Source organism: Geodermatophilus amargosae, assembly GCF_900116515.1.
GTDB lineage: Bacteria > Actinomycetota > Actinomycetes > Mycobacteriales > Geodermatophilaceae > Geodermatophilus > Geodermatophilus amargosae.
In genome coordinates this window covers 26,827-43,264 of record NZ_FPBA01000011.1, presented here as the reverse complement: position 1 = coordinate 43,264, position 16,438 = coordinate 26,827, and the positions used below count along the sequence as shown (strand labels likewise).

Here is a 16,438-nt window from a genome sequence, read left to right as displayed (position 1 = left end):
GGGAGGGGGTCCGCTCAGCCCGCCAGGCGGACGGCGACCAGCGCGACGTCGTCCTCGGCGCCGTCGGGGACCATCCGCGCGAGCACCTCGTCGCACACCTCGGCGACCGGCCGCCCGCGCAGCTCGGCGAGGGCCCGGCCGAGCCGGGCGACGCCGTCGTCGAAGCCCTCGGCGCGGCGCTCGACGAGGCCGTCGGTGTAGAGCAGGACGGTCGAGCCGCGCTCGAGCACCACCTCGGCGTCGGCGCGCACCGCCTGTGGGCTCACGCCGAGCAGCATGCCGGGCCTGCCGCCGGTGAGCGTGGTGCCCGTGCCGTCCGGGCCGACGACCAGCGGCGGCAGGTGCCCGGCGCTGGCCCAGCGCAGGCGGGTGAGCCCGGCCGCGCGCTCGTCGTCGGTCTGCTCGAGCCGGCCGACCAGCACGGTGGCCATGGCGCCCAGGCCCAACCCGTCGATGGCCGCGTCGAGCCGGGCGAGCACCTGCGCGGGGCTGTGCCCGCTGTCGTAGGCGATCCCGCGCAGCAGCCCGCGCAGCTGTGCCATGCACGCGGCGGCCTGCACGTCGTGGCCGACGACGTCGCCGATGACCAGCATCGTCGAGCCGTCGGGCTGGACGAAGACGTCGTACCAGTCGCCGCCGACCTGGGCCTCCCGGGTGGCCGGCACGTAGCGCACCGCCATCTCGAGCGACTCCGATCGCGGCGGCTCGGTGAGCAGGCTGCGCTGCAGCGTCTCGGCGGCACGCACGATGCTGCGGGAGCGGGCGTAGAGGGCCTCGAGCAGGTTGCCGCGCAGCTGCACCACCTCGGCGCGCTCCTGCGCCGTCCACGGGTGGGAGCGCTCGCGGACGGTCTCCCGCCAGCGGTCGAAGCTCTTGCGCGGGCTGAGCCGGACGTGGTCGCCCTCGCGCTCGGCGAGGGCCTTGTTGTGCGGGTCGCCGCCCCAGTCGACGTGCTGCACGGCCTCGCGGCGGTGCCACAGCACGTGCTGGCCGTCGGGCAGCGGGAGCACCAGCACGCCGCAGGCGACGTCCACCGGGATGCCGAGCTCGGGCGCCTCGCCCTGCAGGGCGTCGGTGGCCACGACGTCGCTGCCCCGGGCGACGGCCCAGGAGACCAGCCGCTCGACGACGTCGGCGGGCAGCTCGGCGCCCTTGGTGCCGGTGCTGCCCTGCAGGCAGACGGTGACGCCGTCGGCGGGGAGGACGTCGAGGAGGCTGGTGGTGCCGAGCAGCGTGTCGGCCAGCGGGCGGTCCTCGTCGAGGGTGGCCGCGGTCAGCCAGGCCAGGGTGGAGCGCACCTGCAGGGCACGGTGCACCTCGTCCTCGGCGGTGCGGTCGACCAGCCGCAGCGACAGCGTCGACCCGAGGAACTCGGCGGCGGCGCGGGTGGCGAACGGGGGCTGGTGCGGGCCGGCGTAGTGGTGGCAGGCGATGAGCCCCCACAGCCTGTCCTCGCGCAGCAGCGAGATCGACATCGAGGCGCGCACGCCCATGTTCTGCAGGTACTCGACGTGGATCGGCGAGACGCTGCGCAGCGTCGAGTACGTGAGATCCAGCGGGCGGCCGGTGGCCGGGTGGGCGACCGGCTGGATGCGGCTGGGCTCGTAGTCGACGTCGCTGATCAGCCGCAGCCAGTTCTTCTCGTACAGCGCCCGGGCCTGGGCCGGGATGTCCGAGGCGGGGTAGTGCAGGCCGAGGAAGGAGTTGAGTCCCTCGACCTTCGCCTCGGCGACGACCTCGCCGTTGTAGTCGGCGTCGTAGCGGTAGACCATCACCCGGTCGAAGCCGGTGAGGGCGCGCACCGCCCGCGCGGTGATGTCGTAGAGGTCCTGCAGCGACGAGGCCCGGTTGAGCTCGGTGACCGTGCCGCGCACCGCCTGGTAGGTGTTCGGGAAGGAGAACGGCCGCGGCCCGCGCGCCGGCTCCAGCTCGACGACGAGGTTGGTCAGCGGCGGGGCGCCGTCGTCGGACTGCCCGTGCTCGTCGCGGCCGCCGGAGAGCACCGCCCGGTGCAGGATGGCGTCCACCGGCACCGGGTCACCGTCGACGTCGAGGGTGATCTCCAGCGGGTTGCGCTCGCGCAGGTCGCCGAAGGCGCTGGCCGACCGGACGACGGCCTCGGTCTGCGCCACCCCCAGCACGTCGGCCAGCGGGCGGTCCAGCGCGTCGGACCAGACGACGCCGGTCAGCCCGGCCAGGTTCTCCGAGGCCTGGACGACGACCAGGTCGGGCTCGCTGACCGCCAGCAGCACACCGCGCGGCTGGACGCTGCCCGGGACGTGGATGGGCTCGCGGGCGCAGTTGTCCAGGTCGACCGGCTCACCGGGCGACAGCCACGCGACGTCCGCCCCGGCGGTGCCGGGACCGGACGTGGCCTCGACCTCGGTCACGCGTCGGCCCCCTGCACCCGGGCGGCCGGAGCGCACCACTCGGCGAGGACGGCGAAGGTCTGGCGGGCCGCGGCGACCACCCGTCCGGCGTCGCCGCCACCGTCCACGTGCGCCCGGGTGAACCGGCGGAACGCGGCCCACATCGCGCCGGTGTCCTCGCCGTAGGGGCTGAACGCCCGCACCCGCAGGCCGCCGGCCGGCCCGGGCACGGTGGCGAGGTGGCGGTCGATGAACGTGCCGCCGAGGGTCGAGCCCTCGAGGACGTAGAGCCGGCCCAGCGCCTCGTCGGTGCCGTCGACCGGCGGCAGGTCCGGCCGGTCGTCGCCGGCCGAGCCGCCGAGGGCGGACAGGTCGGCGGCGTAGAGGCCGGTGCGGCGGCGGCGCGCCCAGTCGAGGGCGGCGGCGTCGGCGCGGTGCCGGGCGGCCCAGTCGTCCAGCCCGGCCTCGGCCGCCGACCAGAAGGCGTGCAGCCGCGAGAGGACGTCGACCAGCCGATCGCGGTCCAGTGCCGGGTCCATCAGGTCGAGGGTGGCCTCGACCTGTTCGTGCTCTGCGGCGGTGGCCGTGCGCAGGTCCCGGAGGACGTCGCCGGCGCCGCCAGCGTCTCGAGGCAACGCCTCTCCTCCCGCAGCCATCAGCCACCCGAGGGTAGGTCACCCCGGGAGCGGCGTCGCGGCAGAAGGGGTGCGATACGCAACAGTCTCGGTCACCCTCGCCGGCGGGCGGACGCAGCCGGCCTCGGGTCAGGAGGTGGAGGGTGCGCCCGGTCCGTCCCCGGGAGGCGGGGGCGGGGTCCTCGGCGGACGGTCGAGCAGCAGGTCGGCGGCGCGGGCGAGGACCTGCGCCCGGGTGCGGTCGCCGTGGTCGGCGGCGAGGAAGTGCTCGCCGATCGCCACGCAGAAGGCGAGCAGGCTGCGGGCCTCGACCTCGTCGGGGTCGGTGCAGAAGGTGCCGATCATCTCGCGGAGCAACCCCATGCGCCGGTCGTCCACCCGGCGGAGGCGCTCGGCGACCGCCTCGTCGCGCCGGGCCCAGTCCCGGACCGCGAGGTCGATGGGCAGCAGGCGGTCGTCGGAGAAGGTGAGCGTGCCCGCCCGCTCGATCCGCGTCCGCGGGTCGCCCCCCTCGCGCTCGATGCGGTCGAGCACGTCGTCGGTGGCCTCCCGCTCCCAGGTGTCCAACATGGCCTCGAGGAGCGCGTTGCGGTCGGCGAACGACCCGTAGAAGCCACCCTTGGTGACGCCGAGGTCCTTGGCCAGCGCCTCGACGCGGACGGCGTCGGGACCCCCGGCGGCGAGCGCCTGCAGCCCCTGCTCGATCCACCTCTCACGCGTCGTGCGGATCGCGCCCACCGGTCCTCCTCGCCTGTATACGCCAGCGTACACATCCGCTAACCTCGTCTGTACGGGACCGTATACGAGGCGAGGGAGACACGGCGATGAGCACGACGGTTCTCAGCACCACGGGGGTCCTGCGCGGGGTGACCGCGTCCGCACGGGCGCTGTCCTCCCTGCCCGACATCGACTACGCCGACCGGTGCACGATGGTCGCGGACGTGGACACGACCCCCGAGCAGTGGGCCCGGGCGATGTTCGGCGACGTCCCCAGCGCCGTGGAGCGGTTCATCTGGCGCGGCCTGCTCGGGCTCCGTCTCGCTCCGGTCCCCTCGCCGGACACCGTGGCGGGTTGGCGGGTCGGAGGGCGGGGCGGGGACTGGATCCGCCTGGAGGCGGCCTCCCGGTCCCTGCGCGGCAACCTCGTCGTCCAGACCGCCGGACGCCGGGTGTCGCTGACCACCTGCCTGCAGTACGACCGGTGGTGGGGCCGGCTCGTGTGGCCGCCGCTGTCCGCCGTCCACCGCCGTCTGGTGCCCACGGTGCTCGGCGACGCCGACCGCAGGCTCCGCACCCGCGGCTGAGGCTCAGGGCAGCCGCGCCCGGCGCAGCGAGGCGTGCACGAGGAGCCGGGTGTCGCCGTCGGCGAGGTCCAGGCCGGTCAGGGCGGTGATCCGGCCCAGCCGGTAGTACAGCGTCTGGCGGTGGACCGACAGGACCGCCGACGTCCGGGCCACGCTGCCGGCCGCGTCCAGGTAGGCCTCGGCGGTGGCGGCCATGACCGGGTCGGCGAGCAGCGGCGCCACCGCCGGGTCGGGTGCCGCCAGCGCCGCCGCGACCCGCCAGCCGCCGAGCTCGGACCACCGGGCCACCGGCGCGAGCCCCGGCGCCACGGCCGCGACCCGGGCCGCGGTGTGCGCCTGTGCCCAGCGGGCGGCGAGGCCGGCGGGGCCGTCGGCCGGCTCGGACACCCCGGCGGAGGCGCCCCGCAGCCGGGCGAGCGCCGCCGACGCGGTGGTCGCGGCCGGGCGCAGGTCGCCGGCGCGCGACAGCCGCACCAGGACGGCGACGGCGGGGTGCCCGTCGTCGCCGCGCAGCACCGCGGCCGACGGCGGGGGAGCCCACCCCCCGGGCAGGTCGCCCGCCGGTGGGCGCAGCGCCACGAGCGCCAGCGGGGTGTCCTCGCCGAGCCGGGCGGCCAGGGTGCGCACCGCCCGCTCGTGCGCGGCCCCGGTCCCGGTGAGCGCCGCGGGCAGGGCGTTCCCGACCTCGCCGTCGTCGTCCCGGCCGGCCAGCAGCCGCCCCGCGCGGGCGGCCAGGGCGACCGCCGCGGCGAGCGCCGGGTCGGCGTCCTCGTCGGGGTCGGTGCGGCCGCCGTCGAGCAGCCAGAGGTAGCCGAGGGTGCGGCCGCCGGACCGCACCGGCAGGAGCAGGCGGGTGAGGATGCCGGCGGCCGGATCGGCAGGGGTGCGCACCGGGTGCTCGGCCCGGGCGATGCCGAGGTCCTCGAACCAGCGGCGGGTGGCCGGGGTGGAGCCGCGGCCGAGGATGGAGCGGGTGCGGACGGCGTCCATCGCGGTCTCGCCGTCGTCGAGCGGGTGGGCGGCGAAGGCGAGGAGGGTGAAGTCGACGTCCTCGAGGGTGGCCGGGGCCCCGAGCAGCCGGGCGACCTCGTCCACCACGTCCTGCAGGTCGTCGCGCACCATACGACTGTATGAGGGCAGGTCCGGGTAGTCCGTACGTCCGTCTCTGGTGACCCGGGTCGCACCCTCCTAGCGTCTGGGACAGCGACGACGACGGAGGTGGGCTGCGTGCTCTCCACGAAGACCCTGCTGCTGGGGGCCTCCCGCCGCCCCGCGCTGCGGCGCGCGGCCATGGCCACCCCGGTCACCCGGCGGGTGGTCCAGCGGTTCGTGGCCGGCGAGACGCTGCCCGAGGCGCTGGCCGTCGTCGGGCGGCTGACCGGCGAGGGGATCGCGGTCACCCTCGACCACCTCGGCGAGGACGTCACCGACCCCGGCGAGGCGCGCGCCTCCCGGGACGCCTACCTGGCCCTGCTCGAGGCGCTGGAGCCGATGGACCTCGGCCCGCGCGCCGAGGTGTCGGTCAAGCTGTCCGCCTTCGGGCAGGCGCTGCCGGGCGGGGAGGACCTGTCGCTGGAGCTGGTCCGGCCGGTGGTCGAGTGCGCCGCGCGGATCGGCACCACGGTCACCCTCGACATGGAGGACTCCTCGACCGTCGACGCCACCCTCGCCGTCCTCGCCGAGCTGCGCCGCGAGCACCCGCAGACCGGCGCGGTGCTGCAGTCCGCGCTGCGCCGCACCGAGGACGACGCCGCCGCGCTCGCCACGCCCGGCTCGCGGGTGCGGCTGGTCAAGGGCGCCTACGACGAGCCGCCGTCGGTGGCCCACCAGGGCCGTTCCGACGTCGACGCCGCCTACGCCCGCTGCCTCGGCGTCCTCATGCGCGGGCCCGGTTACCCCATGGTGGGCAGCCACGACCCGGCGATGCTGGCGCTGGCCCAGCGGCTGGCCGCCGAGTACGGGCGCGCCGCCGACTCGTGGGAGGTGCAGATGCTGCACGGCATCCGCGTCGACGAGCAGCGCCGGCTGGCCGCCGCCGGCACCCGCGTGCGGGCCTACGTGCCCTACGGCGCCGACTGGTACGGCTACTTCGTCCGCCGGCTGGCCGAGCGGCCGGCCAACCTCCGCTTCTTCCTCCGCGCCCTCGTCTCCCGCTGACCCCCACCGGCGGAAACGGCCGTTTCTGCCGCCTCTCCCTGGAGGACCCCCATGGACGCCGTCACCACCGTCCCCCCGCCGCGCAACGAGCCGGTGTTCACCTACGCACCCGGTTCGCCGGAGCGCGCGGCCCTGCAGCAGCGGCTCACCGAGCTGGCCGCCGACCCGCTCGAGCTGACCGTGACCATCGGCGACAAGCAGCGCATGGCCGGCGGCGAGCGGTTCGACGTCGTCCAGCCGCACCGGCACGCCGCCGTCCTCGGGACCGCCGCGAACGCCACGCACGCCGACGCCGAGGAGGCCGTGGCCGCCGCCAAGGCCGCCGCGCCGGCGTGGCAGGACCTGTCCTTCGACGACCGTGCCGCGGTGTTCCTGCGCGCGGCCGAGCTGCTGGCCGGGCCGTGGCGGCAGACGCTCAACGCCGCCACCATGCTGGGCCAGTCCAAGACCGCCCACCAGGCCGAGATCGACAGCGCCTGCGAGCTCGTCGACTTCTGGCGCTGGAACGTGCACTTCGCCCGCGAGATCGTCTCCGCCCAGCCGGTCTCCTCGCCGGGCGTGTGGAACCGCAGCGACCACCGCCCGCTCGAGGGCTTCGTCTACGCCGTCACGCCGTTCAACTTCACCGCGATCGCCGGCAACCTGCCCACCGCGCCGGCGCTCATGGGCAACACCGTCGTCTGGAAGCCCGCGCCCACCCAGCAGTTCGCCGCGCACTTCCTCATGCGGCTGCTCGAGGAGGCCGGGCTGCCCCCGGGCGTGGTCAACATGGTGACCGGCGACGGCATCGCCGTCTCCGACGTCGCGCTGGCCGACCGCGACCTCGCCGGCATCCACTTCACCGGGTCGACGGCGGTGTTCCAGCACCTGTGGCGCACGGTGGGGGAGAACATCTCCTCCTACCGCGGCTACCCGCGGATCGTCGGCGAGACCGGCGGCAAGGACTTCGTCGTCGCCCACCCCTCGGCCGACGTCGACGTGCTGCGCACCGCGCTGGTCCGCGGCGCCTTCGAGTACCAGGGCCAGAAGTGCTCGGCGGCCTCGCGCGCCTACGTGCCCCGGTCGCTGTGGACACGGCTGCGCGACGACCTGGTCGGCGTCACCGAGTCGCTGACGATGGGCGACGTCACCGACTTCTCGAACTTCATGGGCGCGGTGATCGACCGGAAGTCCTTCTCCAAGCTCTCCGGCGTGATCGACCGGGTGGACGACGACCCGGCGCTGTCGATCGTCGCCGGCGGCCGGGCCGACGACTCCGAGGGCTTCTTCGTGCGCCCGACGGTCATCGAGGGCACCGACCCCGAGCACGAGGTGTTCACCACCGAGTACTTCGGGCCGGTGCTGGCGGTGCACGTCTACGACGACGCCGACTACGACACGGTGCTCACCCAGATGGAGTCGTCGGCGCCGTACGCGCTGACCGGCGCGGTCATCGCCCAGGACCGTGCGGCCATCGCGCACGCGCAGCGCTTCCTGCGGTTCGCGGCGGGCAACTTCTACGTCAACGACAAGCCCACCGGCGCCGTGGTCGGCCAGCAGCCCTTCGGCGGCGGGCGCGCCTCGGGCACCAACGACAAGGCCGGCGCGGCGCAGAACCTGCAGCGCTGGACGTCGACCCGCTCGATCAAGGAGACGTTCGACCCGCCGACCGACCACCGCTACCCGCACATGGGGTGAGTCGCCCCGGCCGCGGTCAGTCCCCGCGGCCACCGCCGTTCCCGCCACCGCCGAAGCCGGAGTCGAACGTGGCGTCGAAGGCCGGGTGGATGCCCGCGCCACCGCCCACGACGGCGTCGGGAGCACCGCCGGACCGGTCGTGCCGCCGCCGGAGGACCTCCTCGCCCGCCCACGTGCGCCGGTGCCGTGGGCGGAACTGGGAGAGCCACCGGTTGAAGGACGGGACGACGAGCCGGTGGCCGAAGGGCACGCTGAGGGCGCCGATCCGCACCTCGGTGACCAGCCGCCGCTTCCGCGCCAGGCGTCGAGCGACCCGTCCGAGTTCCCAGCCGTCGACGTCTCCGGCGACCTCGGCCGGCATCCGCGCGATCGCCTGGGCGACCGGCTCGGCCCGCCCGTAGGGCTCCCAGCGGGGCCCCCTGCGCAGCACCAGACGCGGCCGGCCGGCACCGGGCGCGTGCTCCTCGGCCAGGGTCAGGACGCCGTCGTCGACCAGCTGCCGGACGGTGGCCCGCAGCAGGTCACGGGCCGGCGTCCGGCCGAGCCCGTGCAGCACCAGGAGGTGTACGGGTCTCAACGGCGGGAGCTGGGTCACCGGCGGTCCCGGTGCAGCGCGGCGCCCAGGGCCCCGTGCGCCGCCGGGGCGGACGTCACCCCGGGGGAGGTGACGCTCGGCGGCTCCATCGCGGCCACGTGCACCGTCATGGCCCCACACTGCCCGACGCCGGCCAGTGCACCAGGCCGTCGTCGGCCAGGACGGCGCCCTCCGACGGGCGGTGCGGGGCGCGCCGGCCGTCGGGCATCAGGTGGTCGACCGGGACGCCCCGCGCGAGGACTGCGACGTCGGCGACGATCCGCCGGTGGCAGCGCCACCACACGCTCTCGCTGCACATGACGGCGAGCGTGGCAGACGCGGCGTCGCCGACCACCTCGTCGAGCGCGGCCGCGAACTCCGCGGTGCGGGTGTGCGCGGCGTAGGCGGCGAACTGCACGACGGTCCACCAGCCGTCGGCCACCGGCTCGCCCGGGGGCAGGCGCCGGCGCCCGCCGAGCCGCTCCTCCCACCGGTAGCCGACGCCGGCGTCCGGCAGCCAGTCGGCGAGCGCCTCGCGCCGGACGTCGGGGTTGGCGCGGCTGCCCGGGAAGCGGCGGACGTCGACCACCAGCTCCACCGCGGCACCGCGCAGTCGGGCGGCCAGCGCGGTGCGGTCCTCGGGGCCGTGGCCCACGGTGAGCAGCACGGGGCACCTCCTACCCGGCACGCGGCACCGGGACCGCCCGCGGGGTGCGGGCGGTCCCGGCGCGGGCGCAGGTCAGCGCAGCCGGACCTCGAGGTCCACGACGTCGCTGTCGGGGCGGAAGGTGCCGACCACCTCCCCGCCGGCTCCGGCGTAGCGGCCGGTCCCGCCGGTGACCGCCCAGGTGACGCCGGTGGGTCCCGCAGCGGGGTCCTCGTCGGCGACGCCCTGGGTGGTGATCTGGCCGCTCGGCAGGGCCAGCGTGGCCGTGCAGGCGACGACCAGTCGGCTCTCCGACAGGGCGGCGACGGTGCAGCTGCCGGTGCTCGTGCCGACCGTCCGGCCGTCGCGCCGGAGGTCGTCGGCGAAGACCTGGGTGTCGCCCGTGCTGGGCCCGGGGGTGCCGAGGTCGAGGTCGGTGTTGCGGTCGGGGACGGCGACGCTCGTCAGGTGCAGCGTGGGATCGGCGGCCGCGGTCGGGACCACGGCTAGGGCGGTGCCGGCGCCGGCGAGCAGGACGGCGGCGGCGAGGGCGGTACGGCGGGTGCGGGACACGGGGAACTCCTTCCGGGGACGGGGGATCAGCCGGCGAGGGCGAGCCACACGGCGGCGGCGACGGTGAGGACGGCGACGACGAGGGCCGCGGCGGCGGGCGCGGGGACCCGCCCGAGCCGGCGCCGGGCGTCGAGGGCGAGCCCCGTGGCCCCGCCGGCGAGGACGGCGGGCAGCCCCGTCCAGAAGACGAGGATCGTCACGGCGCCGAGCACGGCGAGGACCAGCGCCCGCGCGGCGGTGCACCCGGGTGCGGCGGCACGGGCGTGGGCGGCCACGAACCCGACGACGACGACCCCCACCGCGATGAAGGCGACGAGCAGTCCGAGGGCGGCCCAGCCGCCGTTGCCGTCGAAGTCCACGCCCCACTCGCCCGGATCCGACTCCCACGGCGTCGCGACGTACTGGCCGACGAGCGTGCAGGCCAGCGCGATCCCCGCCCCGGCGAGGGTCGGGGCGTCCGGGGCGCGGGTCGGGCGGGTGGCGGGAGCGGATGTCCTCGACGTGGTGGTCATGGCGGGTCCTCCTCGGTCGGGCCGGCCGTGGCGGCCGGACGGGACGACCGTGGCCGTCCCCGGCGACCTGCCGGATGGGCCGCGGGACCCGGTGACCCGGGAGGTCCTCCCGGGTCACCGGGACGCCGGAGTCCCCACCCGGGACGCCGCCGGCGCCACACTGACGCGGTGGGCAGGCGCTCCCTGACGACCGGTGCCGCCGTCGTGGCGACGCTGTCGTGCGTGGCGGCGGCGGGTCTGGCGGCGTGGGCCACCGGCCGCGTCCCCGGCTCGGCGGCCTCGACGATCGGCGGCGTCTACGCCGTCGTCTACGCGGGCACCGGCGCCGTGCTGGTCCACCTCCGCCCGCGCAACGCGATCGGCTGGCTGCTGGTCCTCACCGGCCTGCTGCAGGCGCTCAGCGTCGGCGGCAACGCCTACGGCGCGTACGGGGTGGGCGTCGCCGACCCGTCCTGGCCGCTGGCCGCGGAGGTCGGCCAGGCGACGGCGATGGTCTACATCGCGTCCCTCGTCCTGCCGGGCACGGTGCTGGTGGCGCTCTACCCGACCGGCCGGCTGCCGGCGCGCTGGTGGCGGTGGCCGGTCGCCGCGGTGTCCGGGGGCGTCGCCGTCGTCACGGTCGTGTCCGGCCTGACCCAGGAGGCGTACGACGACATCGCCCCGGGACCCGCGCCGGTGGACCTCTCGGGTCCCGGGTGGACGGCTGTCCTCGTCGCCGCCGGTGTCGTCACCCTCTCCGGGGCCCTGACCATCTGGACCGCCACGGGTGTGCGGCTGGTCCGCGCCCGGTCGCCGGAGCGCCAGCAGCTGGCCTGGCTGCTGTGCGTCGTGCTGCCGCTCATGGTGGGAGTGTTCCTGCTCGAGGACTCGGTCCAGGACTGGGTGGTCGTCCCCCTGGCGCTGATGGTCCCGGGCGCCGTCCTCGTCGGGGTCGTGCGCTACCGGCTGCTGGGCATCGTGGTCAGCCGGGCGCTGGTGTACGCGGTGCTGACCGCCGCCGTCGTCGGGTCGTACCTGCTCGTCGCGGCGGTCGCCGCGGCCGCGCTCGGCCGGACGCTGTCGCCGGTGACCGGCGCCGTGACGGCGGCGCTGCTGGCGACGGCCCTCGGCCCGGCCCGGTCCCGCCTGCAGGCGGCGGCCGACCGCCTGGTCTACGGACGGCGCCGCGACCCGGTCACGGCGGTGACCGAGCTCGGGGACCGCGTGGCCTCCGCGGACGAGGCCGACCTGCTGCCCGCCGTCCTCGGGACGGTCGCGGCGGCGCTGCGCGCACCGGCCGCCCGCATCGAGCCGCCGGGAAGCGAGCCCTCGGGCGGGGGAGCCGCCGTTCCGCTGCGGGTCGGCGGCCGGTACCTCGGGGAACTGTACGTGGCCGAGCGCGCCCCCGGCGAGCCCTTCACGGCGGGGGACCGGCGGCTGCTCGGGGTGCTGGCGCCGCAGGTCGCCGCCGTCGTCCGGGCACTGGAGCTGACCCGGACCCTGGAGGGCGAGCGCGACCACGTCCTCACCGCCACGCACGTCGAACGGGACCGCATCCGGCGCGACCTGCACGACGGGCTGGGGCCGTCGCTGGCCGGCATCGGGCTGGGCGTGCAGGCGGTGCAGGCCCGGCTCGGGACAGGGGCCGACCCGGCGACGGGAGCGCTGCTGGCGCGGGTGCGGGAGGAGGTCGACGGCGCGGTCGGTGAGGTCCGCCGGATCCTCGACGGGCTGCGGCCGGCCCCGCTGGACGACGTGGGGTTCGTGGCCGCGGTGCAGCGGCACGCCAAGGCGCTGGCCCCGTCGGTGCCCGTGCGGGTCACCGCCGAGCCGCTGCCGCCCCTGCCGCCCGACGTCGAGACGGCGGCCTACCGGATCGCCCAGGAGGCGCTGACCAACGTCGCCCGGCACTCCGGTGCCCGCTGCGCCGAGGTGGGCCTGCGCGCACGGGACGGCCGGCTCGAGGTGGCGGTCGTCGACGACGGCGCCGGCTTCCCCGCGGTGGACGCCGACCCCCGTCCCGCCGGCGTCGGGCTGGCCTCGATGCGGACGCGCGCCCGGGCGGTGGGCGGCGAGCTCACCGTGACCAGCGGCCCCGGGGGCACCCGCGTCGTCGCCGGCCTGCCGCTGGAGGCCGACGGGTGACCGTCCGCGTGGTCATCGCCGACGACCACCCGATGTACCGGTACGGCCTGCGGTCGGTGCTCGACGCCTCGCCGGAGGTCGAGGTCGTGGGGGAGGCGGAGAACGGCGCCGAGCTGCTCGCCCTCGTCGCCCGGACCGCGCCGGACGTCGTCCTCACCGACCTGTCGATGCCGCAGCTGCCGGGGATCGCCGCCATCGACGAGCTGACCCGCCGCCGGCCGGGGCTGGGGGTCCTGGTGCTCACCATGCACGAGGACGACGTCTCCCTCTTCGGCGCACTCCGCGCCGGTGCGCGCGGCTACCTGCTCAAGGGCGCCGACCACGAGGAGATCGTCCGGGCCGTGCTCGCGATCGCCGGCGGCGACGCCGTCTACGGCGGGGCGGTGGCCCGGAGGGTCGTGGACGCGCTGACGCGGCCGGCTCCCCGGGCGCCGGCCTTCCCCGAGCTGACCGGCCGGGAGCGGGAGGTGCTCGAACTGCTCGCCGCCGGCCTGCCCACCGGACAGATCGCCCGCCGGCTCGCGCTCTCGGACAAGACGGTCCGCAACCACGTCTCCGCCGTCCTGACCAAGCTGCAGGTGCCCGACCGGGCCGCCGCGGTCGCCCGCGCCCGCGACGCGGGCATCGGCCGGCCCTGACTCCCGGGCCCCACCCGCCTCCGCTCCCCGGCGGCGCGGCGGCCATGCTGGACGGCCGGGCGACGACGCCCGCGGAGGGGAGCGGTGTGACCAGGGGGACGACGACGCCGCGGGACTCGCTGTGGCGGCTGCCGGCGATGCGCTCGCTGGTGGGCGCGACGGGGCTGGGCTTCGTCGGCTACTGCCTGACGCTGGCCTCGCTCCCGGCGTACGCGGTCGCGAACGGCGCGTCGGCCGACACCGCGGGCGTCATCACCGCCGTCTTCCTGCTGGTCACCGTGGCCGGCCAGTCGGTCGTCCCCGCGCTGACCGCGCGGTTCGGCCTGGGCCCGGTCCTCGCCGCCGGCCTGCTCGCCCTCGGGGCGCCGTCCCCGCTGTACGTCCTCGGCGACGGCGTGCTGTGGCTGTCGGGGGTCTCGGCCGTGCGCGGCGCCGGGTTCGCGGTGCTGACCGTGCTCGGTGCGGTGCTCGCCGCGCAGGTGGCGCCGCCGGAGCGCCGCGGGGAGTCGATCGGCCTCTACGGGCTGGCCATCGCCGTCCCCAACCTGCTCGCCGTGCCCGCCGGCGTGGCCCTGGTGCTCGACGGGCACGCCGGGTGGCTCGCGTGGCTGTCCGCCGCGCCGGTGCTCGCCGTGCCCCTGGTGCCGCAGCTGGCGCGCACCGTGCACTGGGAGGGGGCGGCCGGCGGGTCCTCCCGCGAGGCGGTGCGCGCCGCGCTGGCACCGTCGGGGGTCCTGCTGCTGGTCACCCTCGCCGGCGGCGGCGTCATGACCTTCCTGCCGATCGAGCGCCCCGACGGCGTCCTCGCGACGGCCGCGCTGCTCCTGTTCGGCGTCACCGGCGCGCTCACCCGCTGGCGGGCCGGGCTGCTGGCCGACCGGCTCGGCACCCGGCGGCTGCTGCCGGCCGCGCTGGCCGTGGGGGCGGTCGGGCTGGCCGCCGTCGCGCTGGGGCTCGGCACCGCCGACGCCGTCGTGCTGGCCGGCGCGGCCGTGTTCGGCGCCGGTTACGGGGCGGTGCAGAACCTGACGCTGGTCACCGCCTTCGCCCGCGCCGGGGAGGGCGGGTCGACGGCGGCCAGCGCGATGTGGAACGCCTCGTTCGACACCGGCACCGCGATCGGCGCGCTCGCCCTCGGGCTGGTCGCGGCCGGCGTCGGCCTGCCGTGGACCTACGTGCTCGTGGCGGGCCTCCTGCTCGTCGGGCTGCCGCTGGCGCGGGCGGCGACCCGGCCGGCCTGAGCGCTCAGCGCAGCACCGAGGTCAGCAGCAGGCTCGTCTGGCTGTTGATCACCCCGGGCACGGACCGGATCCGGTTGAGCAGCCGGTCGAACTCCACGAGGTCGGTCGTGCGGTGCTCGGCGACGAGGTCCCAGGCGCCGTTGGTGGAGTGCATCGACTCGATCTCCGGGAAGCCGCGCAGCCGGCGGATGACGTCGTCGGTGGACCGGCCCTCGACCTCGATCAACGAGACCGCCCGCACGCCGCCGGCCGCGGACTCGTCCCGCACCCGCGCGGTGAACCCGACGATGACGTCCTCGGCCACGAGCCGGTCGAGGTGGCTGGTCACGGTGGCCCGCGTGACCCCCAGCCGGCGGGCCAGCCCGGCCACCGGGGCGCGGCCGTCCTCGCGCAGTGCCGAGAGCAGCCGGCGGTCCAGGTCGCTGAGGTCAGCCATGTACGAACGGTACAGCTGATCACTGCAATCTGGTCGGTCCCTGCACACAACGCGCGCTTTTCGCTCATTGTGTGTGCAGATCGCCCATCACTAGCGTTTCCCCATGACGCTGTTCGTCGACGTGCGCAACATGGTCCGCTGGACCGCCGAGACCGGGCCGGAGCGGATCATCGCCGGGATGTCCGGGTACATCGAGGACGACTTCCGGCGGTGGGAGTCCTTCGACAAGATCGCGCGCATCGGCAGCCACACCCCGTTCGGCGTCATCGAGCTGATGCCCACCAGCGACGGCGAGACCTACGCCTTCAAGTACGTCAACGGGCACCCCAGCAACCCGGCCCGCGGCTTCCAGACGGTGAGCGCCTTCGGTGCGCTGGCCGACGTCTCCAACGGCTATCCGGTCTTCCTCGCCGAGATGACGCTGCTGACCGCGCTGCGCACGGCGGCGACCTCGGCGATGGTCGCCCGCCACCTCGCCCGGCCGGACTCCCGGCGCCTGGCCCTCATCGGTGCCGGCAGCCAGTCGGAGTTCCAGGCGCTGGGCATGCGGGCGGTCCTGGGCATCAGCGAGGTGTCGGTCTGGGACACCGACCCGGCGGCCATGACCAAGCTGGTCCGCAACCTCGAGCCGCTGGGCTTCGACGTGCACGTGGCCGCGTCCGGCCGCGAGGCGGTGCGCGGCGCCGACGTCGTCACCACGTGCACGGCCGACAAGGCCCGCGCGACCGTGCTGTCGGCCGACTGGATCGAGCCGGGGGTGCACGTCAACGCGATCGGCGGGGACTGCCCGGGCAAGACCGAGCTCGACCCCACGATCCTGCTGCGCGAGGACGTCGAGGTCTTCGTCGAGTTCCCGCCGCAGACCCGCATCGAGGGCGAGATCCAGGCGATGCCCGCGGACTTCCCGGTCACCGAGCTCTGGCAGGTCGTCGCCGGCCGCACGCCCGGCCGCACCTCGTCGTCGCAGGTCACCGTCTTCGACTCGGTCGGCTTCGCGATCGAGGACCTCTCCGCGCTGCGCTACGTGCGCGACTCGGTGCGCGGCACGTCGTGGGTCGACGACATCGACCTCGTGGCCGAGCCCGACGACCCCAAGGACCTCTTCGGCATGGTCTCCGCGCTGTCGCCGATCCCGTCCTGACCGGTCCGGCTCAGCCGGGGATGCGGTCGGCGACCGCCTGCAGCGAGCGCAGCAGGAGCAGCTCCTCGGCCGAGCGGCGCAGCCAGACGCGCAGCGCGGCGGGGTCGTTGCGGGCGGCGTCGCGGACGGCGCCCAGGTTCGTCTGCCGGGTGTTGGCCTGCGCCCGCTGGGCCGGCGGCAGCGCGCGCGACTCGCTGCGTGCCCGCGAGGTGAGTGCGGCACCGACGTAGACGAGGTCGCGCACCTCGTCGACGCCGGCGAGGACGGCCTCGGCACCGGGGCCGTCGCCGGCCTCGAGCCGGGCCAGGAGCTGGTCGGCGCGGTCGCGGCCGAGGGCGGTGGGGTCGGGGGAGGTCGCGTCGGCGGAGGCCGGGTCGGCGGGGGTCACCCCTCCACTGTGCCTGCCCGCCG

At 76.3% G+C, this 16,438-nt stretch carries 17 protein-coding genes; 7 read left to right on the top strand and 10 right to left on the bottom strand.

The features are described 5' to 3' along the window. Nucleotides 1-14: 14 nt before the first annotated feature. The 3 genes from BM414_RS15210 to BM414_RS15200 all read right to left on the bottom strand — a co-directional run bounded on the left by BM414_RS15210 (nucleotide 15) and on the right by BM414_RS15200 (nucleotide 3,742). Nucleotides 15-2,390 carry a SpoIIE family protein phosphatase gene (locus tag BM414_RS15210; protein WP_245784756.1) on the bottom strand — a complete coding sequence of 792 codons (2,376 nt, stop codon included), beginning with the start codon at nucleotides 2,388-2,390 and terminating at the stop codon, nucleotides 15-17. Further along, nucleotides 2,387-3,004: a biliverdin-producing heme oxygenase gene (locus BM414_RS15205; RefSeq protein WP_245784755.1), complete on the bottom strand. Its 618-nt coding sequence runs from the start codon at nucleotides 3,002-3,004 to the stop codon at nucleotides 2,387-2,389. The genes BM414_RS15210 and BM414_RS15205 overlap by 4 nt, the downstream gene beginning before the upstream one ends. 129 nt (nucleotides 3,005-3,133) lie before the next feature. Further along, nucleotides 3,134-3,742 carry a TetR/AcrR family transcriptional regulator gene (locus BM414_RS15200; protein ID WP_093580506.1) on the bottom strand — a complete coding sequence of 203 codons (609 nt, stop codon included), beginning with the start codon at nucleotides 3,740-3,742 and terminating at the stop codon, nucleotides 3,134-3,136. Nucleotides 3,743-3,828: 86 nt separating this feature from the next. Here BM414_RS15200 and BM414_RS15195 point away from each other — a divergent pair, with 86 nt between their 5' ends. After that, complete coding sequence (locus BM414_RS15195) at nucleotides 3,829-4,308, top strand: DUF2867 domain-containing protein (protein ID WP_093580504.1); 480 nt, start codon at nucleotides 3,829-3,831, stop codon at nucleotides 4,306-4,308. A 3-nt stretch (nucleotides 4,309-4,311) separates the two neighbouring features. On the opposite strand, the gene BM414_RS15190 is transcribed toward BM414_RS15195, so the two are convergent. Then, entirely contained in the window at nucleotides 4,312-5,430 is a 1,119-nt protein-coding gene (locus tag BM414_RS15190) for a PucR family transcriptional regulator (protein WP_245784754.1), read from the bottom strand. Between the two features lie 105 nt (nucleotides 5,431-5,535). Between BM414_RS15190 and BM414_RS15185 the strand changes: the two genes are divergently transcribed. Beyond that, nucleotides 5,536-6,465, top strand: coding sequence for a proline dehydrogenase family protein (locus tag BM414_RS15185; RefSeq protein ID WP_217644735.1), 930 nt, complete (start codon nucleotides 5,536-5,538; stop codon nucleotides 6,463-6,465). Between the two features lie 51 nt (nucleotides 6,466-6,516). Then, on the top strand, nucleotides 6,517-8,142 hold the full coding sequence (pruA, locus tag BM414_RS15180) for an L-glutamate gamma-semialdehyde dehydrogenase (protein WP_093580502.1): 1,626 nt from the start codon (nucleotides 6,517-6,519) through the stop codon (nucleotides 8,140-8,142). 16 nt (nucleotides 8,143-8,158) lie between these two features. On the opposite strand, the gene BM414_RS15175 is transcribed toward pruA, so the two are convergent. The 4 genes from BM414_RS15175 to BM414_RS15160 form a co-directional block, all read right to left on the bottom strand. Beyond that, nucleotides 8,159-8,737, bottom strand: coding sequence for a hypothetical protein (locus BM414_RS15175; RefSeq protein WP_139245866.1), 579 nt, complete (start codon nucleotides 8,735-8,737; stop codon nucleotides 8,159-8,161). A gap of 106 nt (nucleotides 8,738-8,843) precedes the next feature. Next, entirely contained in the window at nucleotides 8,844-9,383 is a 540-nt protein-coding gene (locus tag BM414_RS15170; RefSeq protein ID WP_093580498.1) for a DUF488 domain-containing protein, read from the bottom strand. Between the two features lie 72 nt (nucleotides 9,384-9,455). After that, nucleotides 9,456-9,935, bottom strand: a complete 480-nt coding sequence (locus BM414_RS15165) for an allene oxide cyclase barrel-like domain-containing protein (RefSeq protein ID WP_093580496.1) — start codon at nucleotides 9,933-9,935, stop codon at nucleotides 9,456-9,458. A gap of 26 nt (nucleotides 9,936-9,961) precedes the next feature. Further along, nucleotides 9,962-10,447 carry a hypothetical protein gene (locus BM414_RS15160; RefSeq protein ID WP_093580494.1) on the bottom strand — a complete coding sequence of 162 codons (486 nt, stop codon included), beginning with the start codon at nucleotides 10,445-10,447 and terminating at the stop codon, nucleotides 9,962-9,964. Between the two features lie 168 nt (nucleotides 10,448-10,615). Here BM414_RS15160 and BM414_RS15155 point away from each other — a divergent pair, with 168 nt between their 5' ends. The 3 genes from BM414_RS15155 to BM414_RS15145 all read left to right on the top strand — a co-directional run bounded on the left by BM414_RS15155 (nucleotide 10,616) and on the right by BM414_RS15145 (nucleotide 14,450). Further along, on the top strand, nucleotides 10,616-12,571 hold the full coding sequence (locus tag BM414_RS15155) for a sensor histidine kinase (protein ID WP_093580492.1): 1,956 nt from the start codon (nucleotides 10,616-10,618) through the stop codon (nucleotides 12,569-12,571). Further along, nucleotides 12,568-13,209: a response regulator transcription factor gene (locus tag BM414_RS15150; protein ID WP_245784753.1), complete on the top strand. Its 642-nt coding sequence runs from the start codon at nucleotides 12,568-12,570 to the stop codon at nucleotides 13,207-13,209. Before BM414_RS15155 ends, BM414_RS15150 begins: the two co-directional genes overlap by 4 nt. 86 nt (nucleotides 13,210-13,295) lie before the next feature. Then, entirely contained in the window at nucleotides 13,296-14,450 is a 1,155-nt protein-coding gene (locus tag BM414_RS15145; protein ID WP_093580490.1) for an MFS transporter, read from the top strand. A 4-nt stretch (nucleotides 14,451-14,454) separates the two neighbouring features. Here the strand turns inward: BM414_RS15145 and BM414_RS15140 are convergent, their stop codons facing one another. After that, nucleotides 14,455-14,886, bottom strand: a complete 432-nt coding sequence (locus BM414_RS15140; protein ID WP_093580488.1) for an Lrp/AsnC family transcriptional regulator — start codon at nucleotides 14,884-14,886, stop codon at nucleotides 14,455-14,457. A 103-nt stretch (nucleotides 14,887-14,989) separates the two neighbouring features. Here BM414_RS15140 and BM414_RS15135 point away from each other — a divergent pair, with 103 nt between their 5' ends. Continuing rightward, nucleotides 14,990-16,027, top strand: a complete 1,038-nt coding sequence (locus BM414_RS15135; protein ID WP_093580486.1) for an ornithine cyclodeaminase — start codon at nucleotides 14,990-14,992, stop codon at nucleotides 16,025-16,027. 10 nt (nucleotides 16,028-16,037) lie between these two features. Here BM414_RS15135 and BM414_RS15130 read toward each other — a convergent pair whose 3' ends face one another. Next, entirely contained in the window at nucleotides 16,038-16,415 is a 378-nt protein-coding gene (locus BM414_RS15130) for a hypothetical protein (RefSeq protein ID WP_093580484.1), read from the bottom strand. Nucleotides 16,416-16,438 lie beyond the last annotated feature (23 nt).